This is a genomic window from Streptomyces sp. NBC_01176, from assembly GCF_045039825.1.
In the GTDB taxonomy this organism is placed as follows: domain Bacteria; phylum Actinomycetota; class Actinomycetes; order Streptomycetales; family Streptomycetaceae; genus Streptomyces.
Genome location: NZ_CP108600.1, coordinates 1,109,391 through 1,132,810, shown reverse-complemented (window position 1 = coordinate 1,132,810; position 23,420 = coordinate 1,109,391). Strand labels below are relative to the sequence as shown.

The window sequence follows — 23,420 nt, the reverse complement described above, 5'->3', positions numbered from 1 at the left end:
CGAGCCGACATCCTCTTCGCCGTGCTCCGCGACGGCACCTTCTACGAACCGCGGCCGTCAGCCCCAGTCACCTGACCTGCGGGTCTGCAAGGAGAACGACTCGATCAGCTGCGGCTCTGGTCGACTTTGGTTGCTCTTACTGTTCCTAACAAAGCCGTTGGACGTGGCGATGGGTGATCAGGCAGACGGCGAGTCCGAGGAGCGCTTCGTGGATGTCGTCGCGTCGTTCCCAGCGGATGCGCAAGCGGCGAAAGCCGTGAAGCCAGTCGATCGTGCGCTCGACGACGTAGCGGAAGATGCCCAGGCCGGTGCCGTGGGGCTCGCCCTGCTTGAGCCTGTTTGACGGCGCGAGTGATCTGGCCGAGGTCGGCGGCGAGGTTGCCGATGTCGCGCTTGACCAGGGACCAGATGTCCTCTTGCGGGTTCAAGTTCGGTGAGTGCTGGGAAGCTGGAAACGGTGAGCCAGTCCGCGTGGTCGGCGATGAACTGGCGCATCGGTTCGACCAGGTGCACGCGCAGGTTGTCCCACACACGCACGATCGGGCCGCCGAGCTGGATGCGCGCTCTGACCAGCAGGTCGCGCCAGCCGATGCCCTTCGGCTCACACTTGCGGCCCCGGTACTCGCGGACCGAGTAGCACATCCGGGACCGCTTCCCCCGCCTGTAGCAGGTCAGCTCGGCCATGGACACCCGGCCCGAGCCCCGGCCACGGACCCGAACCACCGGCGTTGAGCCCTTGCGCCCCCATCGCACGCGGCGGCGTCATCGACTGTCCGGCTTCGTCCTCGAAGACGATCCAGCCGTCACACGCCCCCGCGGTGCTTATACCCGCGGCCAGGTCCCCTTCTTCCACACCTCGACCGACACGTCGTCGCGCTCGATCGCCCGCCGGGCCGGCTGCTGCCAGGACCAGCCGTGCCGCTTCAGCGGCAGCCACCTTCCCTCCACCGTGTAGCTCACGTGGAACAGCGGCTGATCAACGTCTTGTTCCGTGCAAGTGTCCACCGCTGGTCGGCCCAGCCGTGGGCCGGCGGCCCGCGCTCCAACTCCCGCTCCAGTCTCGCGATCTGCGCCTCGCTGAGCCTCGGCCGCCCTGGCGATCCCTTCGACAGGACGCCCGCTTCGCCACGCTCGCGCCACTGGCGGCGCCACCGCTCCACGGACCGCTCGCTGACCCGCAGCGCGGCAGCGATTTCCCTGTTCTTCTGCCAGCCATCGAAACGTTCCACGGCCTGCAGCCGGACCCACTCCCTCCCGGCGTCGGTCAACCCGCCGCCCTACGCGTATCTCACGGTCCTGGGCTACCGAAGCGGACCCGCCGCCGTCAGGCGAACGGCTCCGACATCACCCAGTCAAGTTCAGTGGCTGCGCTGTCTCCGCCGGCCCGCCCGTTGTCCGACTTCGTCGCCCGCCACGAGTCCGATTCCGCTGGCTACTCCTCGGCGCATGCCAAGAGAGAACGTCGCCCGAGACGGCCCGCTGCGCCACGTCCCGCACCAGCGGCTGGGTCGACGACCTCGCGGGTGGCCAGGTCCAGCCAGTAGGCGAGGTAGAGCCAGTCTTCGGGGCGCGTCAGCACAGGGGCCGGAACGGCAGATCGGGTAGATATTGCTGCCATTGCTGCGGTGGAAGGGCGTTGTAGGTGGTGGCGCAGACCCGTTGGACGGCAACGTCGACGCTGACGCGGGTCAGTTGGAGGGTGCGGTCGTCGGCGACGGTTGCCAGCACACGCCCGTCTGGGCTGAACGCGGTGTCGTTGACGGGTCCGCTGTGATCGGTCAAGGCTGTGCCGATGGCTTTGGCGTGTTCCGGATGAGATACGTCCCAGAGGCGCACGGTCCGGTCGTCGCCACCGGTGGCCAGGACACGCCCGTCCGGGCTGAAGGTGAGGGAGTCCACGAAGCTGGAATGGCCGGTGAGCGGCTGGCTCGCCCGTGTGACGTGGGCGGGGTTGGTGACGTTCCACAGCCGTACGGTGTGGTCGGCGCTCGCGGTGGCTAGGGTATGACCGTCCGGGCTGAAGGCTGCGGCGCGAATGCCGCCGCTGTCGGTCTGTACAGCCCGCTGGAACAGCCGGGGCTGTGCCGGATTCGACGTGTTCCACAGACGTAGCGTGTCATCGGAGCTCGCGCTGGCCAGAACGCGTCCGTTCGGGCTGAACGCCAGCGCCTCGACGCTGTCGGTGTGACCGTGCAGGACGCTCAGAGCACGACCACGCCCCGGGTCGGTTACCTTCCACAGCCATACGGTGCGGTCGGCGCTTGCGGTGGCCAGTGTGCGACCGTTTGGGCTGAATACGACGCGTATGACCGGGCCTTTGTGGCCGTCGAGCACCGTCAGGCGTCTGGGCCGACGGGGCGACGCGACGTCCCACACGCGTGTGGCACTGTCGGTTCCGGACGTGGCAAGCAGCCGTCCGTCGGGGCTGAAGGCCAGGCTGTTGACGGTGCCCCTGGTGCCCGTCAGTACGGCCAGTGCTCGGGGAAAGGCGGGATCCGTGACGTCCCACAGCTCCGTGCTGTGGTCGCTGCCTCCGGTGGCCAGAGGATGACCGCTGGGGCTGAAGGCGACGGCGTCGAGGCGACCTGGTGTAGCCAGACGAGTATCGGGGAGATGCCACAGTCGTACCGTGTGATCGCGGGAGGCGCTGGCGAGCGTACGGCCGTCCGGGCTGAAGGCCAGCCAGTAGATGTAGTCGGTGTGACCGGTCAGCGGTTCGCCGAGAGCCGATGGATGCTGCGGGTCGGTGACGTTCCACAGTCGTACGGTGTGGTCGGCTCCTGCGGTGGCGAGGGTGTGTCCGTCGGGGCTGAACGCCACGGCATACACGGAGTCGGTATGGGCGGTCAGCGCAGAACCCAAAGGGGTGGCGTGCGTGGGGCGGGAGACGTCCCAAAGGCGCACGGTGTGGTCATTGCTGACACTGGCGAGCGTGCGTCCGTCAGGGCTGAAGGCGACCGCGTAGACCGTGTCCTTGTGGCCTTTCATCGGGGAGCCGAGAGGCTTGGGTTCGGCCGGGTCTGCGATGTCCCACAGGTGGATGGTGTGGTCGTGGCCGGCGCTGGCGAGGAGCCTTCCTCTCGGGCTGAACGTCGCCGAGGCGACCGCCCCCACATGGCCGGTCAGAGCGTGACCGATGGGTGTGGCGTGCGCGGGGTCGGACACGTTCCACAGCCGCAGCGTGTGGTCGTAGCTGGCGGTGGCGAGAATCCGGCCGTCGGCGCTGAACGACACGGAGAAGACGTAACTGGTGTGCCCCCTCAGGGGCGGGCCCCATACCGCGGGATGGGCAGGATCGGTGACGTTCCACAGCCGTACGGCCCGGTCGCGGCCCGCGGCCGCCAGAGTGCGGCCGTCGGGGCTGAAGGCCAGCCAGTACACCCAGCCGATGTGGTCCCTGAGGGGTTTGCCGAGTGCTCTGGGGCGGGTGGAGTCGGTGACGTCCCACAGGCGCACGGTGCCCTCGGCGCCCGCGGTGGCCAGGGTGCGCCGGTCAGGGCTGTAGGCCACGGCGAAAACGGTGTCGGCGTGGCCGGTCAGTCTGGTTGCGAGGGGCGTGTTCTCGGTGTTGAGGAGCCTGGTGTAGAGCTCGGGTGAGGGCCGAAGCCGGTAGGCGGCCAGGCTGAGGCGAGCGGCCACCGAGGTGTCGTTGCTTTCCACCTGCTCGGACCGGGCCGTGATCTCGCGGGATATGGCGACATCACGTTCCGCCCGAGCGGCGGCGCGCTGCTGGAACGCGACGACGGCGGCCGTCGAGGCCAGTACCGCCAGTACGGCCAGTACGGCGATTGCTGCTCGGCGGAGGTGACCGGTGCGGCGTTGCTGCTGGAGGGAGGCCGTCAGGAATTCCTGGGCCCGTTCGTTGAGGAGCAGGTCGCCGCGGTGATGTTTGGCCCATTCGGCAGCCGTGGCCAGGCGGTTGCCACGGAAGAGCAGGCCGGGATCCTTGTGCTTGCGCTCCCAGGCGGTCGCGGTTTCCGTCAACGCCTGATGAGTGAGTAGTCCTGCTCTGTCCTCGTTCAGCCAGCCGGCCAGCCGCGGCCACGCTTGGAGCAGTGCCTCGTGGGTGATCTCGACGGTATCGGTGTCCAGTGTGACGAGGCGGGCCTGGGCCAGCGCGTCCAGAACAGCCTGGCTGTCGGGGTGAGCGAGGGTGTCCAATTCGGCGCGCGCAACACGTCGTTTGGTGTCGTCGGCTCCCTCGCCCAGGACGACGAGCCGAAGGAAGATGGCGCGTGCCAGGTGCTGTTGCGAAGGTGTCAGGCCGGTGAAGACGGACTCGGCTGTCTGTGCGAGAGCATGTCGGATGCCGCCGGCGGCTTCGTAGCCGGCCAATGTCAGGGTGTTGCCGCGTCGGCGCCGCCAGGTCTCGCGCAGGGCGTGCGAGACCAGCGGCAGGGCGTTCGGCTGGCCGGTGGCATCGGCGACGACGCGGGCCAGCAGCGCGGTTTCGACGGTGCAGTCGGCCTGCAGGGCGGGTTGGCTGATGGCTCGGCGTAGTTCGTCGGTGGTCATCGGGCCGACGAGCAACTGGGAGTCGTGCAGCGCCTCGACAAGCTCCGGGTGTTCGGAGCAGCGGGCGTAGAAGTCGGCCCGGACGCCGATCACGACGCGGGTGCGACTGTTGGCGGCTTGGGCTGCGGTGGTCAACGCCTGGATGTATGCGGCCCGTTCCCGTGTGCTGGTGCAGAGAGTGAAGATCTCCTCGAACTGGTCGACGATCAGGAGGAGTTCGCTGTCCTCGGGCCGGTTGGCGAGGATCTGCAGAGCGGTCATGTGCAGGGCGCGGGGCTTTTCCTGTAGTTCCTCGGACAGCGCGGTGGCTGATCCGCCGCTCAGCGCGGTCAGTCGTGCGGCGCACTCCTCCAGCGGGTGAGGGCCTGGGACGAGCAGAATCGCGTGCCATTCGCCTTTTGTTGCTGTGATGGCATCGGATCTGGGAAGCAGGCCGGCCCGCAGGAGGGACGACTTGCCTGAGCCGGAGGCTCCGAAGACCGCGAGGAAGCGATGGTCACGGACGCGGGTGACCAGGTCGTCGGTCAGTCGTTCGCGTCCGAAGAACCGCTTGGCGTCATGAGGCTGAAACGCCGCGAGGCCCGTGTAGGGGCTCGGGAGTTCGTCGTCGGAGGGATCGAGCGACGCCTCGGCAGGTTCTTCGGCCGCCAATTGCGCGGCGGTCGACCGCCAACGCGTCTCCCAGTCAGCCGGATCACCGTCACAGGCCTGTACGTATGCGAGGGTGACCGCCAGACTCGGCAGTTTGCGCCCCGCTGCGGCGTCCGCGAGGCTCGTGGACGAGTAGTGCGCCCGACGGGCCAGCTCACGGTAGGGCGGACTTCCCGCCTCTGCCCGTAATCGCCGCAGGTCGGCCGCAAAGGCGGTCAGCACGCCATCGTCGTCCGCCAGCGGACTCTCGGTTCGTGGCACCCGTACCTCCCGAGATCAACGGGTCCGGCTCATTGTCCGGAGCTTGTTGTCCGGCGTCCATCCCCCGATTCCGGACAACAGAACGGCAGTACAAACAAGGGCAGCCGCTGACCGCGGTGTTCGCTGTGCCAACGCATCTCGGTCCGTCGGTCGACCGGACGTCAGCAGGATCCGCAACAGGATCTGGGCCGAGGAGAGGGGTGAACGATGAAGAAGCACGCCGCTGTCACGTCTGGCGTGCTGATTACGGCGCCGGCAGTCGCGACGTCGGGCACGGGCGCAGCCGGCGTGAACACGAGTGATGCAGCGGGTGCGAGCGTCGGTTCATTGCCTCCTGGCTGGTCCGAAGGCAGGGGACGCCCTTCGATGCGACTGGCACCCTCGCCGTGGTCCGACTCGGCCTGTGCCGCACAGGCCTGGGGGAGCAGCACTGGGTGCACGACGACGTCTGGGGCCGCAAGGGCTCGCGCGAGGGGCTGCTGGACGTGCGCAGAGAGCCACGGCGGACTGATCGACGGAAGGATGACTCATGGGAAACACGCAGAGGGCGAGGCCGACGCCCAGGAAGCTCGCCATCGGTTCCGTCCTGGGCACCGCAGCGCTCGTCCTGACCACTCTGGCGGGGGCGGATACCGCCGAAGCCGCAGATTGCCCCTCCGGGGCGCTGTGTGCGTACACCTCAACATACGAGTCCGGATCACGCGGGGCGGTCTACGAGGACAACACGGACCTCACCGGCTATTCCCAGTTCCGTGGGGCCGAGTCTCTGTGGAACGCCGGTACCTCCTGCAATGTGCGGGTCTACAGCGAGCGCAATTTCACGGGTCATTACTGGACATTGGCCCGCGGTACGGGCATGTACTCGCTCAACGACGCTGCCAACAATCCGGAATGGGGAACGGCTCTGTACCACCACGTGTACTCGAACAACTGGTGCGTATGAGGCGAGCCCCCGTGCGGCTCGCGGGGATCGTCGCCACCGCCGCCGCGTTCACGGCCGGCTGTTCGTTCTCGGGCAGCGGCGACCGAGGGCAAGTCGTGTTCGACCCGCGACCGCTGTCCGCCGCCCTCGTCACCTCCGTGGCGGACACCGTTCGTCTGCGAGGGCAAGAGGAGTCCGCCGTCGTCGATTGCATGGCACGCCGCGGATTCAGGTACGAGCCGGAGCGGATCACGGTGAGCGCACGTGCGGTGACCACCAATCCGTACGGTCTGCTACGCGAAGAACAGGCACGCCAGGACGGTTACGGCGTAGTAGGCGAGATCCTCAGCGGGACGGGCACCCGCGCCCCCGCGACCGCTCACCACCCCACCGGCTGGACGAAGGCGCTGGAAGGCGCACGCGGGGAGAAGTTCACCCTTTCGAACGGAGTGGTCTTGACCTACCGGCCCGACGGGTGCGCTTACCAGGGCCGGGAAGCAGCGTACGGGCCGGGCTGGAACCGGCTTGAGAACGAACTCGAGGGCGTGCAGGCGGCTGTGATGGACCAGGTCGAGAACGACGGCCGATACATGGGCGCGCTGGCCAAATGGTCCTCATGCATGCGGAAATCAGGGTACTCGTACGACGATCTGCAGGCGCCGAGAGAAGAGCTTGCCCACGACGTAGATGTGACCGACGGCACCGACCGCGCACTGAAAAGCCTCGGCCTTAAAGAGTTACGCATCGCGTCCGACGATTACGTGTGCGAGCGCAGGGTACGGCTTCACGACGCGGTGTACGAATCCCAACGGGACGCGGAAAAATCCATACTCACTGACTCGACCCGAACCGACCTCCAGCGCTACCAACGCCTGAAGCAGAGGGCATTGGAGTCGGCGAAGAGAAATACTTCCGGCAGCCCAAAGCCGGAACTGCCTCAAGTTTCCACCACAGCACGTCACGCGGAAAGGACTCCTGCTCCCGAGGATCCGGCGCAGGGGCGGCACATCCAGCGGAGCTGATCTACAACACAGGCGTACGTGCCGGGCCTCCCGGTGCAACTGGCCTTCCCGTGCACGACGCATGACGAACCCCAAGATCAGCGCTATGTGACCACGGGCGCAGTCCCCTCAAGAGCCCGTCGGGAGACTTCCGCTGGAAGCCCCCGCCGTCCGCGGACCCGGTGGCGCTTGGCCCTCGGGCAGGGCGTCGACCGGGTGATGCGCGACGGGCCCCAACACCAGTCAGCACGCGCGTACACCCTTGGCCGGCTGACAAGAAACTGTCACTCCATCATTCACGGTAGGCGATCCCGCTTTTCGGGTCTGCCTGAGACATCGAACAGATCTGACCAGAGGAGAGAGATGCTGATCCGCTCACGCCTGGCACGGTTTACCGCAACAGCGGTCGTAGCCGTCGGGGCAATGACCGCCTCGACCGTAGTCCCGGCGTCGGCAGCGCCGGCTGCCTTCCCCATCGATAAAACCGAATGCCCCAGCCAGTACTTCTGCGCGTGGCACGTACAGGACAATTCCTACTCGGAGATGTGCAAGTGGAAGGACCCGGTTCCCTCCTGGTTCAACTGCTCATGGGTGGCGGACGGGAAGTTCACGTACGCCGTCTACAACAACGGCATCTCGGGGGCGGGAGTGACGATGTATCGAGAGGTCGGCTACGTCAGCGCCATCGGCGGCTGTGTGTCGAGGCACGAGTTCGTCCGTCTCGCCAACAACTACAGCCCCCATTCGTCCAAGTGGGACTGCTGACCCGTTCGAGTGGTTCCAGCGGACCTTCCGCAGTGGCCAGTCCATCGTCGCACTGAATGCACGGCGGGCCGGTATTTGGGCAGCCTCTGCCGTCGCCGGGCATACGGCGTCGGTGGAGGACTCCCGGCCAAGGGTCTGTCAACGAGCGGTGTAACCGGGTTACTGACCTCGAGCGGTGCCGTGACCAATCCTCACAGTCGTTCTTACGGTGGCGCGTTCCACCTGGACGCCATGAATCACCCCCGCTCCACAGTGCGTGGGTCGACGGCGGACGGGATGAGAGCAGGGGACGGTGGTGGCGTGGCTAGGTTACCGAACTGCGGCGGAACGCCGACTGCTTTATCCGAGGACTGACGCGAAGCCGCCCAGCAGGAAGCATGCAAGGGAAGCGACAGGCCCCAACCACTCCGGGAGTCCGAGCGTGCTGCCCTTTTCGAAGCCATGTCCGGCCCTTGGGACGGCGGCGTCGCGGCGGCGCAGCAACTCCTGCGCGACGGCGTCCCGCTTGGCCTTGCCCGTCAGAGGAGCGGCGTCGAGTGCGGCTACCGGCAGGCGACCGTATCCCGATACGACAAGGGTGAGGGCAGTCCGTCCCTCCAGCGCCGTGATCGAGTGGTAGGGGACGAGGTAGTGCGTGAACAGGTTGTTCACGCGGAACCGGTCCTGCCCGAACGATACGTAAGGGTTCAGGAACAGTCGCCACGTCACGTACAGGCCGAGCAACGTGGGAGACAGCAGCATCAGGCGCATCAGCCACGAGCCGGGCACGGTCGTGCCTTCCTGGAGCAAAACCTGCAGCGCCAACAGCCCTGCCTGCGCTGTGACGGCCAGCACCACTTTGGGGATTCTTCTGATCCTTGCCACAGAGCCTGCTCTTCCGTCGTGTCCGTTCGGACAGTCCTGCCTCCGGGAATCGGGCGGGTCAGGAAACCTACTACGCACCGTCCGACGGGTCACCTTCGCGGCCACAGCTGGATCATTGAGCGGGGGACCGCGTCGTGAAATGGCACAACTTCGCCAGCGCCTACCGAGCTGCCCAGCCTGTAGCTAGTGCGGTCGTTCCGTCTGACACCAACGGCTGACACCAAGCGACCGTCGACCCCGTGGGCAACCGGGACCTCTGGCTCTCTCGAAGCCCGGGGCCGGGGCGCGGTCACGGGTCTTGATCTCTTCCCGCGCAGGCGGGCGCAGCCGAGTCGGCCGCAACCCGTTGTCGTACCCCTGTGGTGAGGTGAAGTCGGACGACGGAGGGCGAGAGGCGGAGGGGACGATGGGTGAGCGTAAGACGTGGCGGCCGTTTCTGGAGCAGTGGAGCGCGGAGTGGATCGCGGGGCACGACCCGGACAAGGACGCACCGCTCGCGCAGGAGGTCGTGCGGGACTCCTGGCTCGGGTTCGCGCCGGCCAGTGAGGCCGAGGTCGCTGCGGCCGAGGCCCGGCTGGGGCGCCGACTGCCGCCTTCGCTGCGGGAGTTCCTGCTGGTCACCAACGGGTGGCGGGACGCGGGCAACTTCATCTACCGGCTGGCGGGCGCCACGGAGCTGGAATGGCTGCGGGACACCGACGACCGCACCTGGATCGAGGTCTGGGAAGACTTCGCGGAGGACGATGTCGAAGAGGACGAGGACGGTGAGGAGGCGTTCGGCGTTCAGGAGGCGAAGGTCCTAACGCGCTGCCTGCGCCTGTCCCTTGAGGGTGACGCGGCGGTCATGCTGCTCGACCCCGACGACGTGGACGTAGACGGCGAGTGGGCGGCGTACTGGCTCGCCTCCTGGTCCGGCGAGGGACCGGAGCGGTACGGCTCCTTCCACGGCCTCATGCGCCGACAGTGGGTGTCCTTCCACGCCCTGCGCAAGCCGCCGGGCGCCACCCGGGACCACTGGGACGCGGAGGTCGAGCGGGCCCGATGCGATGCGCTGGCCGGGGCGGTCGACGGACCGCTGTCGGTGTTCGCCCAGGCGCACGAGTACGGGCGGGAGCGAGCAGACGTGCTGAGCATGCAGATGAAGGCGATGCTCGGCGACTGGCGCGGCCACATCGCGAGCCTGATGTGGTATCGCCCGGGGAACGAGGACCTCCTGCTCAGTCCGCTCTTCGCCGCGGAACTCCTACCGCTCCTGGTCCGGCAGGACCAGCTCGCGCACCCCCACGACCTGCGGCCCCTGCCGCGGCTCAAGGAGCACGCGCCCGCACCGGTGCGGGCGCTCGTCGCCGACTACGAGGCCCGGGCGGCCGAGCCGGGCTTCCGGCTCACCTTCGGCGGACCCGAGTTCGACGCGGCCGTGCACGCCGTCGCCGACCACCTCGCCAGGCAGCCGGCCTTTCAGGCTCCCGACGAGCCGCCGATCCGTACGGGACCGATCGTCGCCACCCTGTACGCGGGCGGCGGCCCGCGGCCCGAACCCGACCCAATGTCCGACCCCGCCAAGGTCCGCACGGTCCGCGCGGGCCTGTGTGACGAAGCCTGGCCCGAACTCCGTGCAGCGCTACGCCTGTGGCACCCGGTGTGCGAGGACCATATTGCCCCGATATCCCTGTTCGCCGACCCGGTCCTGGCCCAGCTGATCACCCCGGACCGTGGACGCGAGATCCTGGCCACGACCCGAGGTACGGGCCCCGGTGTCCCGTAGGCTGGAAGTTGCGGTTGCCAGGGACAGCAACTCCGTACGGGGGAAGTGCATGACCGAGGAAAGCGACGGCGTCGTGATGTACTGGCGGCCCGGCTGCGTGTTCTGCATGAACCTGCGGCTGAGCCTGCTCTTCACGCGGCTGCGTTTCACCAAGCGGAACATCTGGCGGGACAAGGACGCGGCGGCGTTCGTCCGCTCCGTCGCGGACGGCAACGAGACGGTGCCCACCGTCACCGTCGCCGGGCACGCGATGGTCAACCCGTCGAGGCGACAACTGCTGGATGCGGTCCGCGAGTACGCGCCGCACCGACTCTCGTCCTGACCTGGCGCCGAGAGTAGAGGGCCGAGGCCGACGGCCTGTGGTCGGCCTGGTCGCGGTCGAGGACCGTCTGACGCCACTCCAACGCGAGACCGCTCTGTTTCGCCTCGCACAGCACCTGGACCATGTCGTCGTAGAACCCGGAACACGACGGTCGAGCAGGAGGGAAGCCATGTCCAGCCGCAACACCCACTCCTCGGTATCGGCCTGCGCCGCGCGCCCCCGTCGTGCAGAGGCAGTCGATCACGCAGACCTGCCACTACAGGGCCGGCGACGGTGTCATAAATAGCTCACCTGACTTCCTACCGGGTCCGCACCCTCGCGGATCCCCTCCACCTGCGCCAGATGGACAGCGGACACCGGCGCACGGTATGCACGCGTATCGCCCTATTCATCATCCCGGAACTCGAGGACAAGCCGTGCGTCAAACTCAACTCATATCCGGAGTGGCCGTCGTGCTACTCGCAGCCGCTCTCGCGACCGGCTGCTCTGGTGGACACAGCGCTGAGGCCGGGTCCGGGCCCGCGGATTCCTCCGTCACGGCGACGCCGACGCCGGGGAGCACTGCGGCAAGAACGGTCGAGAGTTCGTCAACGCCGAGCACCGCCACATCGAATGGCTACCCGACCACCCCGGCTGCTCCTGGCGCGGCCGTGCCGCAGGTACGAGACGCCTTCTCGGTACTGCAAGCAACGTACAACGACAGCTGTGGGACCCCCGGAAACTGCCAGTACTTCCTCAACCGCCTCCTGACCAACCTCGACGACCTCGGCAAGTCCATGAAGGCCAGCCCGAAGGGCGCAGCACACTTCAGGCAGCCGCTCGCCTGGATCGGGCAGATGCAGACCGCGCTGGACGGCGACTTCACGTTCGACAACCTCCACAAGCACCAGAGCCTGCTGGTCACCACCCGCGACAAGATCAACACTTGGATGCAGTCGCACCCGGACGACTACCGTTAGTCAACGAACGTGTCACCCGCCGCAAATAGGCGAGAAGTTGCAGGTGAGCGCCATGGGCAGAAGGTGGCCGCCGTGGACGGCTGAGGTCAGTGGCCTCCGATGGGTGGGTCACAGCCGGGAGAGCGGGATAGCTGGCCAAGGTGTCGGTCTGGGCGAAGGCGCGATTCATCGTGCCCTCCACACACGGCGGGAAGGCGTCGATGAGGGAGCCAACCCCGGTGGGGGCCGTTCTAGCTAAGTCGGCCGTTCCTCTGCTGGTCCTACAGGTGCGGCCCCTACCAGGACGAGTGCGGCAGGACCCGCCGGATGATCGTGGGGTGGTCGTCGCAGTGAAAGGGTTCCTACTGTGCCGCCCGACGTACACGGTCCGGCGGGAATGAGATCCCAGGCGTTCGCAACAGGTCGCCCTCAGCGTCGTCGAAGCACCTGCCGCAGCCGGCCTCGTTCGGTCTGTCTGTCATACCGCCGGAGGCTTTTCGCGGCCCTTGCCACCGCGATGGCAAGGGCACCACCATCTGGAGAAAACCACCGTAAACCACATCAGAAGTGAGGGCATCACGGTCATCTTCTGACGCGGCCCAGCGTGAACGCCCCCCGGATGTCTACCTGTTGACTGTGGGACACACCTGGGCGGACAACTCGGTACAGGGAGAGACCTTTTGTGAGTTACGGCCCGTCGATCTACAAGTTCCTCGAAGCCAGTGATACGCCCGTTCCCTTGGGTATGGATGTCGTCCGGGCGGTTCTCAGTCCTTACGACGTCGGTGACCCGAAACTCACGGTGATGGAGGACGGACACCTGCAGTACTGGGTCCGGGCCGCGGACGGTAGTGAGGCCGAGATCTTCGCCGGCGAGACCGGCATCTCGGTGGAGCGTCCGCATTCCGGTTCCGGCGTATTCGCGATCGTGGCCGAACTCGCCTCACGGCTGGAAGCGGTGATCTTCGAACCGCGCGAGGGCGTATTCCTCTGCAGCACCGAAGCGCATGCGCACCTTCCTGCGAACATGCAGGAGGAGGTCGTACTGATCGAGATGACGGGCGAGGCCGTGGAGGCGGCCCTGATCGGACCACGGCTTTCCTGACCGTGCAGGGGTCCGCATGCCAGACCGCGCCGAGGGTCGCACTGTCAGTGCCCGATGGCAGCATGGTTGGCTCGTCCCGCCTGCACGCCGCAGACCGGGACCATTCAGGAAAATGGAGCAAAGCAATGAACCGGAGCGAACTGGTGACTGCGCTGGCAGAGCGCGCCCAGGTGACCCGCAAGGACGCGGATGCGGTGCTGACGGCCCTCGCCGAGAGCGTCGGCGACGTCGTCGCCAAGGGCGACGAGAAGGTGACGATCCCGGGCTTCCTCAGCTTCGAGCGCACGCACCGCGCCGCGCGCACCGCGCGCAACCCGCAGACCGGCGAGCCGCTGGAGATCCCGGCCGGATACAGCGTCAAGGTGTCCGCGGGCTCCAAGCTCAAGGAAGCCGCCAAGGGCAAGTGATTCCCTGCTCCGGGTGCCCTGCCAGGGCACCCGGAGCACGGATCGGCACAGATGCCAGGCGGGGACGCGGCACGCTGCACCGCGTGCAAAGCCGGGTACTTGAGCCGCCGGCGGGGTAGAACGGACGCCGGGCACCGTCCGCTCGCGGACGGCCCTGCACCCAGACGAGCCGGGAATTCCGGCAGGATTTGAAGGACACCAGTATGGCCAGCGGCACCGTGAAGTGGTTCAACGCCGAAAAGGGCTTCGGCTTCATTGAGCAGGACGGCGGCGGACCGGACGTCTTCGCCCACTACTCCAACATCTCCGGCAACGGCTACCGGGAACTCGTGGAGGGAGAGACGGTCTCCTTCGACGTGGGCCAGGGCCAGAGGGGCCCCCAGGCCGAGAACATCGTCCGCGGCTGACAACGACATCGCGGAGCGGATGTCCCAGGCCGTCGAAAACCCTGGGCTGAATCCCACCGTGCGAAGAGGGGTCCGGCGCCGTCGGGCCCCTCCTCGGTTCTCCCGCCTCGGCCCTGTTCTCGTATAGCTACCGCCAGGCGGCGTGTAGCGCTGAGTAACTACACGGGGCTGCGGTCCCACTGCTGAAGGGCGGCGAAGTCGACGTGTGCCGTTTCAACGGCCTCCGGGTACGCATGGGTTTCCTACTGCTCGGCGAGCGCCCGGTAGACGCTGGCGACGGACAGATTCTGTCCCTTACGCTCGCCGACGGGGATGATCAGGGCGGACTGGATCTGCTCGACGGACTCGCCGAGCGCCTTGCGCCGCAGCACGGTGTGCAGCATGTGTCGGTGATGACCGGGGGCCGGCCGCATACTTGCTGCCCTTGCGGGCCGCGGTCTCCAGCTCCTCCAGCGTCGACTCCCGAATGTTCTCCCGCTGCGTCGCCGCCATGGCGGCGCAGAAGCCGAACAGCGGTTTGCCGGGTCCGGTGGGGTCGTAGATGCCGGGCAACGGCCCGGCGAGCATCTCCAGCACCAGGTCGTGCTCGGTCGGATGATCCGCGAGGGCGGTGAGCTCCGCCGCGTCCCACCCCAGCCTCTTCATCTCGAACACGGTGAAGATGACCCGGCAGTGCGGGGCGTGCGCCGTGATCTCCCGGGGGGTCTTCAGTACCTCCTCGAACTGCGGGCGGACCTTGATCCGGGTGCTGATCTTCTCGCTGAAGATCTTGTCTCTGTCGATGCCGAGGTCGGCGATTTTCAACCTCGCCCGCGTACTCGAGGATCGCCTGCCCTGATCCAAGGGCGCCTCCACAAGAAGGACGAAGGCGCCCTGTTCCAGATCGCCAACGGTTTCGACCTGCGCCACCGCAACGCCCGTCAGCAAGGCGAGTACGACGGAGAGTTTCTCGACTGGATCCTCTGGTGGTACCTCGCCACGGTGGAACTGACCAACCGCCTGATCGCATCCCGCATCCCCGACACAGGAAGCTGAATATTCGACCAGTGAGGAAGCCGGGGTTCCCCCGGCCTCACCCACTGGCGCCAGGTGCACGGCAAGCACCTGGTCCCGGTGGAGTTGTTGCTGATGGACACCCGGACCTGCAGGCCGTACTTCAGCGACCGATCGGCGAGGCCGACAAGTTGGTCTCCCGCCCCGTGTCGATCCGCCGTGTCGCCATCCGCCCGACCGTCCGAGCACGCCATCTCACCCCCCTCGATGAGGGCCCGCCGCGAGGCGGTCCTCACTGACTTCGCGGACCAGGTGGGAGGGGCTGTGCCAGCGCTGAAGCGTTCGCGGGCGTACCCAGGTCAGGGAACAGCGAGCGTCTGGGAGTCGCCGTTGTAGGTGGAGGGGTCGGCCGGGACGAACCCGGCGCCGACCGGGGCGGCCACGCCCCCCACGTACATGGCCCGATAGCGGTTGTAGGGGTGCCCTTCCTCGCCACCCGCGGGAGCGGTCAGCCGGAACGGCTTTCCGCCGTCGCTGATCTCCTGTTTCACCGGCTCACGGCCCGGGACGACGACGGTGAAGCGGAAGGTGAAACCGCAGGAACGCTCGTTGGCGCTGACGAAAGCCGCGATCGTCTCGCTCTCTCCGTTCTTCAGGGTGATGCTCTTCCGTGCGAAATAAGGTTCGCCATTTTCGTCAGTGGGCTCGGGAAGCCGATCGTCCAGGTTGAAGAACAAGGGCTTCGTCTTTGATTCGCCGCCATTGGTGCCGCCGTTGAGGAAGAGCGTGCCCGTGAGCGGAGCAGTGCAGTTCTCCTTGAGTAGATCAATGTTCGTAATGCGGAGCTGTTTATCGCTGCGTCCGCTGACGGTGAGGGAGATGGTTCTGAAATGAGACGGGACTCCGCTGTTTTTATGGAACCACTCTTCGAATTTCAGACCGTGTCCGTAGTCCTCGTTCTTTAGCTTATCCACCTGGGAGGACGACAACTTCACGGTGGATGGGAAGACGTAGTCCCCCGTGCTCAATCCAAGAAAGGACACGTCGTCCACTGACAAGGGCGGTTTCGGGTCCGGTTCCCAGAAGAAGTACGCCGAACTCGCCGCCAGCGCCACCACCGTGGCTGCCGCGCCCAAGATGTACGAGACACGCTTGCGCCGCGCCGCCGGAGTCGCCACGGCCGGGGTTGCGGTCGAACGCCGGTACTGCGGCCGCGGCCGGCCGCCGCAGACGGTGTAGCCGTCCGCCCAGCGGATGACCAAGGCGTCCCGCGTCTCCCCGCCCAGGTCGTGGTGCTTGCAGTACGCCACGACCAAGAGCTCCACGTACTTCCAGTCGGGCAGCTGGCTTGCCTTCCGGCCTTTCGTTGTCAGGGCGTTCAGCCACGTGCCCTTGGAGGGGCCGTTCCCCATGCCCTCGAAGCCGGGAACCTCCTTGCCTCCGACGATCCCGTTGGCAATGACCACCAGACGGTCGTACGAGAGTCCGTCGTCGCGCAGACCGTTCAGTGCCGCGCGGAACGCCGGCGGCGTCCGCTCTTCGACGGCGGTGTCCAGGAGTTCCTGCCACGTCGGTGTCTGATCGGTCATGTCCCGCCCCCCGGTCTCGTGGTGCAGCAGTATCCCGGAAGCGTCGGCCCGGGGGAGGTGCTCGCGCATATCCGGTGCAGTTGCGGTCAGTTCGGCGCGCTAGCCTGCGTAAACGCCGATGCCCGCAATTGGCATGATCTTGTACTGGAGGTGTCCGGGCGTCCTGTCGCACGGTGTGGAGCACTCCGCACAACGACCACGAAGGACGGACTCCCATGCCTACGCCGAGCCCCGCTGTCCGGGTCATGGCCCTCGCCATCGCGGCACTGAGCGCCCTAGTCGTCGCCTTGGTCGCCTTCATCGTCCTGCCGCACCTCGGCGCGAACATCTTGACCGCGACGCTGAGTTCCTGTGGTGCCTTTGTGACCGTGAGCGCGGGCACACTGCACGTGCTGCGGGAATTCAACCTCTTTTGACCCGCGGCACGATTTAGCGCGCCACGAGACGACCCTTCCGGTGGACCCAGGACTCCGTGGCATCCCCGGAAGGGCAGCAGTTGGAGTCGCCCGCAAGATAGAAGCTGTCCTTGACCGTGATCCCGCCCTGTTTCATCTGTTCGACCCTCAGGAGATTCGGCGGCTCACCGAGCCGTGGCCTACGGCTTGTCAGAGTTCCGAGTAGGGACAGTCGTTGAGCGCCGCCGTCGAAGACAAGGATTCCCATCGCCCTCTGTCCTGCCGCGGTGGAGTCGTGATTGGCGCACAGCACGGGCAGCGCGGCCTCGTCACGGTCGTCGCCCGTGATGTCGCCGTAGAAGATCTCATCAGTGCGCGCCGACACATCCTGCGGCATGTTCGGCTTCGGCCCGTTGAAATCCGAAGGCACGTTGATTGCCGTTCCGCTATGCAGGCGGATCGCCTTCCGGGACCTGCACAACGTTCCCGGTATCTCGACGCTCAGCCAGTCCACGGCACGAAGGTCGATCGGATCGGTGTGCGTCTCACCGCGGGGAGACAGCCTATACCCCACAAGACAAACTGCTGCTAGAAGTACACACACCAACAGGGTCAGCATCCCTGTCCGCCACATCGAACGGTCCATGGCCTCCGCCCCCGTTCCGGCCCGCAGAAGATGCTGACAGTGTGCCCTTGCGACCGGCGTCGTGGAGGCGAATCGCTCTATCCTCGTGCGACAGGTGCGCTGGCACATACCAGCCCACGCCCACGCAACCGGGCGAAGGAACATCCCCGCACGCGTGGGGAGCAGTTGCACCAGAAACGGCGCGACCGGGACGGCGGAGGACCATCCCCGCATGCGCGGGGAGCAGGCTTCCTGACCTGCCGCGTCCCCCGCGCGTCTGCAGGGAGGGCTGTCAGGTCCACCTGGGGATCCCGCTCCGCCGCCATAAGCCCTGCGATCCGGAGGCTCATGACCACGGCGCCGAGGAGCGCGACCTGCCGGAAGAGGGGACGACGGGAGATGGTCTCATACAGCACATGCACGAACAGGTGGAGCATGCTCGGCCGCCTCCGCACACCACATCGCGTGAGGGCATGACGCACTCCACCGCGCCGACCAAATGCATATCGCACGCCACGAGGCAGCCTTCACAGCGGTGCCCTGTTGAACGGTCAACAGGATGGACCGGCCGCCACGGGAGCGTTACAGCCAGACGCCGGTAGCGGGCGGGCGAGGGGTATGGCGGCGCACTCAGCTGAAGGTGAGGATCAGCTCGCCGGCCCTGGCCCCCATGTTGGTGATTTCCTTGCGCGCGTGCCAACCGACGCGCACCGTGTACGACTTGGAGTTGTCCGGCACATCGCGCACCAGAATGGGAAACACACACGCAGCCGAGTCGTTGTAGGCGCCCGAGCCGACCGAACCGGTCGCCACGACCAGGCCTTGGGCGTCGTAGACCGTGACGAGCGCCCCCTTGTCGATGTCGCTCAGAGCGCCGCTGCCTCTGCATGTCCCCGCTTCGCCGCCTTGGGCCGCGATACGCGCCTGCCCCACCAGAGTGAACGTCCCCGTCCCACCGCCCTCTGACCGGGACAGTTCCCATGCCAGCGCGACAGCACCGGAGCCGGCCACTAGCCCGATGACGGACGCGACCACCAAAGCCCCCCGGAATCCGGGAACTCCACGCTTCCGCCGAGCCCCGGACTCCTCCGACACCTCGGACGTCCGAACTGCTCCCTCACCGGATTCCACGAGCATCTCATCAGACATGACCGAAGCATGCCAGCGGACCGAACCGTTCCTGCTCGCTGTTCGCCACAGTCACGTCACAGCGACCGCGCCCAGTGGTCGTCCGACCGTGAGCGATTCTTCAAGGGCCAGGAACAACCAGGTCCCGGCCCTTCGCGGAGGATGTCAGCGCACGTCGACGTAGCCGGCCGCCGCGCGTGCGGGGAGCAGACGGCCGGCACCTAAAAGTCGACCTGGAGTGGGGACCATTCGGCGCGTGTGGGGAGCAGTGCGTCAGGGCCACGACGCGCTTGCCGTTGACGGGGATAGGGCCGTCCGATGGGTTGTGTGAGGCTCCTGCTGGGAGCTCGTTCCGTACAGATTCGCCATCGTGGCTGGCGACCCGGTCGGCCACGGCCTGGACGCCGCCGCCGTTATGGGCATGCTCCGCAGCGCGTTGTCCGCCTCAGAACGGGCGAGTTTGGCGGTGAACTCGTCTACTAGAGTTTCTTCATGCTGTACAGGTGACCAACTCCGCAGCGGCGCAGTCAGGTTTGAGGAGGCATACTGCGACAAGCAGCCTGACGTTGCTTCTGTGACCTCAACGGTGCGCGTCAAGTGGCAGGCTCTGCTTGGAGCCCCGGCGTAGTCCTGTGTGGCGCCCGTTGTCCCTATGTGCGTCCGAAGATGGAGGTGGCCCGCGTATGCGCATATGTCGAGAGGTCCGATGGATCCTGTGGGCGCTGTGGCTTGCGTGTTTGGTGTTCTCCATCTGGTTCTTCACTGAGGTGATCATGCTCTTTGTGCAGGCCGAGTCTTGGTGACTTGGGCGGGGTGCTGGGGTGTCCAGCAGCCCTTGCGCGGCAGGTCCGACAATGCCCGAGCGCCGGTGCCCGTGCCCGGCGCCGTGGTTCTACCCGACCGAATGACCATGTGATCACGCGGGAAGCGGCGAGCCGTGACGCGCACATCAGGCCGGAAGCCGCACTCGTTGCCTCCACCGACCCCCGATACATCGATGAGTTGGTCCGGCGCGCCTTGCGGGCCCGACTGGAAGACGCTCTCTTCCGCGGCCTGGTACGGCGTGGCTCTGTACGTGACCCGGCCGCGGCACGGTCCGGCTGCGCAGCCTCGTCGGGCCCCCGTACCGAGTGAGTGGACAAGGCCGAGGGCGACCCGCGGATGCCGGACGTCTGTGACAGCTGACGTCCGGCCTTATCGCCTGAGACACCCGCAGTAACCCCTAATCCGGATAGCGATCATTGGATGAGCGGATCGGGACGGGAGCCAGCTGCTCGGTGGTGGCCGCGATGTTGGCCAGCAGCGCCAGGCGTTCGGCGGCATCACTGCCCGGCGGGACGTGGTAGATGACGACGATCTGCCGGTCGGTTCCCGTGATCTCCAGTTTCTGGAAATTCAAGCTAACCGGGCCTATCTGCGGATGCAGCAAATGCGCAGTCCCACTAGTTCGCGCACGTACATCGTGCCGCGCCCACAGACGGCGAAAGTCCTCGCTCCTGATCGACAGGTCACCCACCAATTCGGCAAGCTGTGGATCGTCCAGGTCAGGACTTGCCAACGCGCGCACCGAAGCCACCAGACTGTGAGCGGTGCGCTCCCAATCCTCATACAATTCCCGGACCTCCGGATTGAGAAACGTCATGCGCAAAACGTTGGTGCCGACCCGATAACAAGGAGAGAGCGCCTCCGCCAGAGGGTTTGCAGAAATCACGTTCATGTACCGGTCGTGCACGAAAGAAGGCATATCAAGGTGCAGCCGTACGAGCTCGTCGATACCCACAGGCACACGGCCGGGCCGCCTGCGCACCCGCCGTCGCGGCGGCACCGCGAGAGCCCGCAGATACGCCGCTGCCTCGTCGTCGAGCATCAGCGCGCGGGCCAAGGAATTGATGATCGGGTCCGACGGATTGCGGTCGCGTCCCTGCTCCAGGCGCAGGTAGTAGTCCGTGCTGATGCCGGCGAGCATCGCGAGCTCTTCCCGGCGCAGGCCCGGCACGCGCCGTCGCCCACCACTGGCGATCCCCACGTCCTCCGGCTTGATCAGCTCGCGACGAGCACGCAGAAAACCGCCGAGGGCGTTCTCAGAAGTCATACCGGGAGGCTAGGCGATGCGCATCGAAATATGGTTGGCCCTGTCACTACCAGGCTTCGCGGTACCCGTCTCCCGCGGCCCGTAGAGCACATCACGAGGCTGCACGTAGCCCTGCCAGTCCCAGGGTTCGCAGGGTTCTGGCTGCGCCCCGAACCCGGGCCCAGGATTGCCGTATCGGCCTGAGAAAGCCGCGCTGTTCACAGCAATGACTCCAATCGGGGCCAATCAGGCTGAGCGCCGGAAAAACCGCGACGGCGATCACTCGGCGTTCGGAACCTCACGATAGGCAGGGTTTAAACACCATGACTCGTATCACCACTTCCTTTGGATTCTCTTCCACGGCCGCGGAGGTCGCGGAAGGCATCGACCTGACCGGCCGCCGAGCGGTGGTCACCGGCGCATCATCGGGGATCGGCATCGAGACGGTACGCGTCCTCGCCTCCCTCGGTGCCGAGGTCACACTGGCTGTACGCAACACCGACGCCGGAAAGAAGATCGCTGCCGAGATCACCGCATCGACCGGCAACAAGAACGTGCACGTCGGCCGCCTCGACGTATCCGACCAGGAATCGGTCGCGGCCTTTGTCGAGTCCTGGAACGGCCCGCTGCACCTCCTGGTCAACAACGCCGGCGTCATGGCGATCCCGGAGCTCCAGCGCACGCCGGAGGGCTGGGAAATGCAGTTCGCCACCAACCACATGGGTCATTTCGCCCTGGCCAATGGCCTGCGCGGCGCCCTTGCCGCCGACGGCGACGCCCGCGTCGTCGTCGTCAGCTCCCAGGGCCACCTCATTTCTCCGGTGGTCTTCGACGACATCAACTATCGCTACCGCGCATACGACGCGATCGGCGCCTACGGCCAGTCCAAGACCGCGACAGTGCTGTTCGCCGTCGCAGCGAACCAGCACTGGGCCGCCGACGGCATCACCGTCAACGCCCTGATGCCCGGCGCCATCGCCACCAACCTGCAGAAGCACACAGGCGGTCTGCGGACCCCGATGGAACTGCGCAAGACCATTGAGCAGGGTGCCGCCACCACCATCCTCGTCGCCACCTCCCCGCAGCTCGCCGGCGTCGGAGGCCGCTACTTCGAGGACTGCAACGAAGCCGTTCAGGTACCCGACGGCAACGGGTGGACCAGCGGCGTCGCCCCCTACGCTCTGGACCCCGCCAACGCCGAGCGCATCTGGGAGATCTCCCACCGCTTCCTGAGCGAGAGCGGCCGCGGCTGACGCCCCCTCCCCGCCTTGGCCAGGCGGGGACCCGCAGCTCACCCGCGGAAACCACCTCCACGAACGGGTAACCCCACGAGCGCCGCGCCGGTCTCGGCACGCGGACGTAGAGCACCCACGAACGGAACCGGCGCGGCCTCAGCCCCCAGCGGTTGCTGAGGCCGCGGGCGCCGCATCCGGCTCCCACCGCTCCAACCCGGGTGGTAGCCGGAACCGGACTCCTACAAGCCGTGCACAAACACCCAGGCACCGGCAACACAGAGGCAGCACCAAGATCACCTCGAGAGAGACCTACATGACGAACAACCACGCGTTGCAGAACATCGGTTGGATCGGCCTGGGCGACCAGGGCGCTCCCATGGCCCGCGCGATCGCCGACTCCGGCTACCCCCTCCAGGTCTGGGCCCGTCGCAGCACCTCGCTCGACGCACTCGACGGCCTGCGCTACACCGTCCACAACACCGTCGCCGAACTCGGCGCGGCGAGCGTCATCGTCGAGCTGTGCCTGCGTGAGGACTCCGACATCCGGGAGGTCCTCACCGACGGCGGCCTGCTTGCCGCCATGAAGCCCGGTTCCGTGATCGTCAATCACGGCACGGGCCTGCCCCAGTTCGCCAACGAGATGACCGACATGGCCGCAGCCAGGGGCATTCACGTCCTCGACGCACCGGTCAGCGGCGGAAACGCCGGCGCAGTCGCCCGCCGGTTGACCACGATGGTCGGCGGCGACACGCAGACCGTCGAACGGTGTCGTCCCGTCTTCGAGACCTTCTCCAAGAAGGTCACCCACATGGGTCCCGGCGGCGCCGGCCAGCTGGGCAAGCTCATCAACAACACCCTGCTGATGATGAACCAGCGCAGCGTCCAGGAGATCCTCGGACTCGCACACGACCTGGGACTGGACATCGCGGCGCTCGTCGACCTCCTGCGCTCCGGCACCGGATCGAGCTTTGCCCTGCAGGCTCTCGGCGAGGCGGTCACCACCGACAACGCCGAGCACCTGACCGCACTGCAGCTCATCGACATGGACCTCTTCGATGACGCTGTCCGGGCCCTGGGGCACAGCGTCCCCGACATCACCGCCCGGGCGGCCGAAGGAGCCCGCGGTCTTCCGGGCGCGGCACACATGGTCGCCGCCAGCTCATTGGGACACGCTCCGTCCGCCTGACGCCAGCGCACGCCGAACGACGAGCGGCCAGAAGGCGCACGCATGGCGGCCCCGGTGATACAACGCCATCTGGCACGCACCGCGGACCCCGTGACGCCCGCGTCATGGCCTGCAGGCCATGACGCGGACCACGGACCACTACGTAACCACCCACCGATGCAGTGAAGGGCCCGCGCACCCAAGTCGTCCGGGCCGCGGCGGCTCGGAGGGCGACACTCTGAGCGCGTTCCTCATGGTGTGTGGCGGCTGGTGACAGTGGGTTTTGGCGCTGGCCG

19 protein-coding genes and 6 pseudogenes are annotated in these 23,420 nt (G+C 66.8%); 15 read left to right on the top strand and 10 right to left on the bottom strand.

The features are described 5' to 3' along the window. Positions 1 to 145 precede the first annotated feature (145 nt). The 3 genes and pseudogenes from OG199_RS04615 to OG199_RS04605 form a co-directional block, all read right to left on the bottom strand. Positions 146 to 331, bottom strand: a pseudogene (locus tag OG199_RS04615) (transposase); the annotation flags it as partial. Between the two features lie 491 nt (positions 332 to 822). Continuing rightward, a pseudogene (locus OG199_RS04610) lies at positions 823 to 1,238 on the bottom strand (winged helix-turn-helix domain-containing protein). Positions 1,239 to 1,572: 334 nt separating this feature from the next. Beyond that, positions 1,573 to 5,427: a hypothetical protein gene (locus tag OG199_RS04605; RefSeq protein ID WP_405828133.1), complete on the bottom strand. Its 3,855-nt coding sequence runs from the start codon at positions 5,425 to 5,427 to the stop codon at positions 1,573 to 1,575. A gap of 529 nt (positions 5,428 to 5,956) precedes the next feature. Here OG199_RS04605 and OG199_RS04600 point away from each other — a divergent pair. The 3 genes from OG199_RS04600 (at position 5,957) to OG199_RS04590 (ending at position 8,115) form a co-directional block, all read left to right on the top strand. Then, positions 5,957 to 6,370: a peptidase inhibitor family I36 protein gene (locus tag OG199_RS04600; protein WP_356808621.1), complete on the top strand. Its 414-nt coding sequence runs from the start codon at positions 5,957 to 5,959 to the stop codon at positions 6,368 to 6,370. A gap of 11 nt (positions 6,371 to 6,381) precedes the next feature. Further along, positions 6,382 to 7,371 carry a hypothetical protein gene (locus tag OG199_RS04595; RefSeq protein ID WP_405828131.1) on the top strand — a complete coding sequence of 330 codons (990 nt, stop codon included), beginning with the start codon at positions 6,382 to 6,384 and terminating at the stop codon, positions 7,369 to 7,371. 522 nt (positions 7,372 to 7,893) lie between these two features. Beyond that, positions 7,894 to 8,115, top strand: coding sequence for a hypothetical protein (locus OG199_RS04590; protein WP_401808576.1), 222 nt, complete (start codon positions 7,894 to 7,896; stop codon positions 8,113 to 8,115). 339 nt (positions 8,116 to 8,454) lie between these two features. On the opposite strand, the gene OG199_RS04585 is transcribed toward OG199_RS04590, so the two are convergent. After that, on the bottom strand, positions 8,455 to 8,952 hold the full coding sequence (locus OG199_RS04585) for a hypothetical protein (RefSeq protein WP_405828129.1): 498 nt from the start codon (positions 8,950 to 8,952) through the stop codon (positions 8,455 to 8,457). Positions 8,953 to 9,385: 433 nt separating this feature from the next. Between OG199_RS04585 and OG199_RS04580 the strand changes: the two genes are divergently transcribed. The 6 genes from OG199_RS04580 to OG199_RS04555 all read left to right on the top strand — a co-directional run bounded on the left by OG199_RS04580 (position 9,386) and on the right by OG199_RS04555 (position 13,923). Next, positions 9,386 to 10,744, top strand: coding sequence for an SMI1/KNR4 family protein (locus tag OG199_RS04580; protein ID WP_405828127.1), 1,359 nt, complete (start codon positions 9,386 to 9,388; stop codon positions 10,742 to 10,744). A 49-nt stretch (positions 10,745 to 10,793) separates the two neighbouring features. Further along, positions 10,794 to 11,066, top strand: a complete 273-nt coding sequence (locus OG199_RS04575) for a glutaredoxin domain-containing protein (RefSeq protein WP_405828125.1) — start codon at positions 10,794 to 10,796, stop codon at positions 11,064 to 11,066. Positions 11,067 to 11,716: 650 nt separating this feature from the next. Beyond that, on the top strand, positions 11,717 to 12,025 hold the full coding sequence (locus OG199_RS04570; protein ID WP_401808569.1) for a hypothetical protein: 309 nt from the start codon (positions 11,717 to 11,719) through the stop codon (positions 12,023 to 12,025). A 661-nt stretch (positions 12,026 to 12,686) separates the two neighbouring features. Further along, positions 12,687 to 13,109 carry a hypothetical protein gene (locus OG199_RS04565; protein ID WP_356808609.1) on the top strand — a complete coding sequence of 141 codons (423 nt, stop codon included), beginning with the start codon at positions 12,687 to 12,689 and terminating at the stop codon, positions 13,107 to 13,109. A 125-nt stretch (positions 13,110 to 13,234) separates the two neighbouring features. Further along, positions 13,235 to 13,516 (top strand): HU family DNA-binding protein, encoded by a 282-nt coding sequence (locus OG199_RS04560; RefSeq protein ID WP_054230207.1) that lies wholly within the window; start codon positions 13,235 to 13,237, stop codon positions 13,514 to 13,516. A 203-nt stretch (positions 13,517 to 13,719) separates the two neighbouring features. Further along, positions 13,720 to 13,923, top strand: coding sequence for a cold-shock protein (locus tag OG199_RS04555; RefSeq protein WP_405828122.1), 204 nt, complete (start codon positions 13,720 to 13,722; stop codon positions 13,921 to 13,923). A gap of 242 nt (positions 13,924 to 14,165) precedes the next feature. Here OG199_RS04555 and OG199_RS04550 read toward each other — a convergent pair whose 3' ends face one another. Both OG199_RS04550 and OG199_RS04545 read right to left on the bottom strand, forming a co-directional pair. Further along, on the bottom strand, positions 14,166 to 14,306 hold the full coding sequence (locus OG199_RS04550) for a hypothetical protein (protein ID WP_405834856.1): 141 nt from the start codon (positions 14,304 to 14,306) through the stop codon (positions 14,166 to 14,168). A 94-nt stretch (positions 14,307 to 14,400) separates the two neighbouring features. After that, a pseudogene (locus OG199_RS04545) lies at positions 14,401 to 14,727 on the bottom strand (recombinase family protein); the annotation flags it as partial. Between OG199_RS04545 and OG199_RS04540 the strand changes: the two are divergent. Next, positions 14,708 to 14,958: pseudogene (locus OG199_RS04540) on the top strand (hypothetical protein); the annotation flags it as partial. The pseudogenes OG199_RS04545 and OG199_RS04540 sit on opposite strands and share 20 nt — an antisense overlap. A 317-nt stretch (positions 14,959 to 15,275) precedes the next feature. Here the strand turns inward: OG199_RS04540 and OG199_RS04535 are convergent. Beyond that, positions 15,276 to 16,505 carry a hypothetical protein gene (locus OG199_RS04535; protein ID WP_405828120.1) on the bottom strand — a complete coding sequence of 410 codons (1,230 nt, stop codon included), beginning with the start codon at positions 16,503 to 16,505 and terminating at the stop codon, positions 15,276 to 15,278. A gap of 215 nt (positions 16,506 to 16,720) precedes the next feature. Between OG199_RS04535 and OG199_RS04530 the strand changes: the two genes are divergently transcribed. Further along, positions 16,721 to 16,921 carry a hypothetical protein gene (locus tag OG199_RS04530; RefSeq protein ID WP_356809069.1) on the top strand — a complete coding sequence of 67 codons (201 nt, stop codon included), beginning with the start codon at positions 16,721 to 16,723 and terminating at the stop codon, positions 16,919 to 16,921. A gap of 13 nt (positions 16,922 to 16,934) precedes the next feature. Here OG199_RS04530 and OG199_RS04525 read toward each other — a convergent pair whose 3' ends face one another. Next, positions 16,935 to 17,414: a hypothetical protein gene (locus OG199_RS04525; RefSeq protein ID WP_356809070.1), complete on the bottom strand. Its 480-nt coding sequence runs from the start codon at positions 17,412 to 17,414 to the stop codon at positions 16,935 to 16,937. Between the two features lie 741 nt (positions 17,415 to 18,155). After that, the gene (locus OG199_RS04520) at positions 18,156 to 18,458 is read right to left on the bottom strand and encodes a hypothetical protein (protein ID WP_405828118.1); all 303 of its coding nucleotides are present in this window, start codon (positions 18,456 to 18,458) and stop codon (positions 18,156 to 18,158) included. A gap of 553 nt (positions 18,459 to 19,011) precedes the next feature. On the opposite strand from OG199_RS04520, the pseudogene OG199_RS04515 reads away from it, so the two are divergent. Then, positions 19,012 to 19,110: pseudogene (locus OG199_RS04515) on the top strand (SpoIIE family protein phosphatase); the annotation flags it as partial. 765 nt (positions 19,111 to 19,875) lie between these two features. On the opposite strand, the gene OG199_RS04510 reads toward OG199_RS04515, so the two are convergent. Next, positions 19,876 to 20,745: a helix-turn-helix transcriptional regulator gene (locus tag OG199_RS04510; RefSeq protein ID WP_405828116.1), complete on the bottom strand. Its 870-nt coding sequence runs from the start codon at positions 20,743 to 20,745 to the stop codon at positions 19,876 to 19,878. Positions 20,746 to 21,047: 302 nt separating this feature from the next. On the opposite strand from OG199_RS04510, the gene OG199_RS04505 reads away from it, so the two are divergent. The 3 genes and pseudogenes from OG199_RS04505 to OG199_RS04495 all read left to right on the top strand — a co-directional run bounded on the left by OG199_RS04505 (position 21,048) and on the right by OG199_RS04495 (position 23,145). Continuing rightward, a complete protein-coding gene (locus OG199_RS04505; RefSeq protein WP_405828114.1) occupies positions 21,048 to 21,977 on the top strand; it encodes an SDR family NAD(P)-dependent oxidoreductase in 930 nt (309 codons plus the stop codon). A 259-nt stretch (positions 21,978 to 22,236) separates the two neighbouring features. After that, positions 22,237 to 22,761: pseudogene (locus OG199_RS04500) on the top strand (NAD(P)-dependent oxidoreductase); the annotation flags it as partial. 6 nt (positions 22,762 to 22,767) lie between these two features. Continuing rightward, positions 22,768 to 23,145, top strand: a complete 378-nt coding sequence (locus OG199_RS04495; RefSeq protein ID WP_405834422.1) for an NAD-binding protein — start codon at positions 22,768 to 22,770, stop codon at positions 23,143 to 23,145. The last annotated feature ends 275 nt before the right edge of the window (positions 23,146 to 23,420 follow it).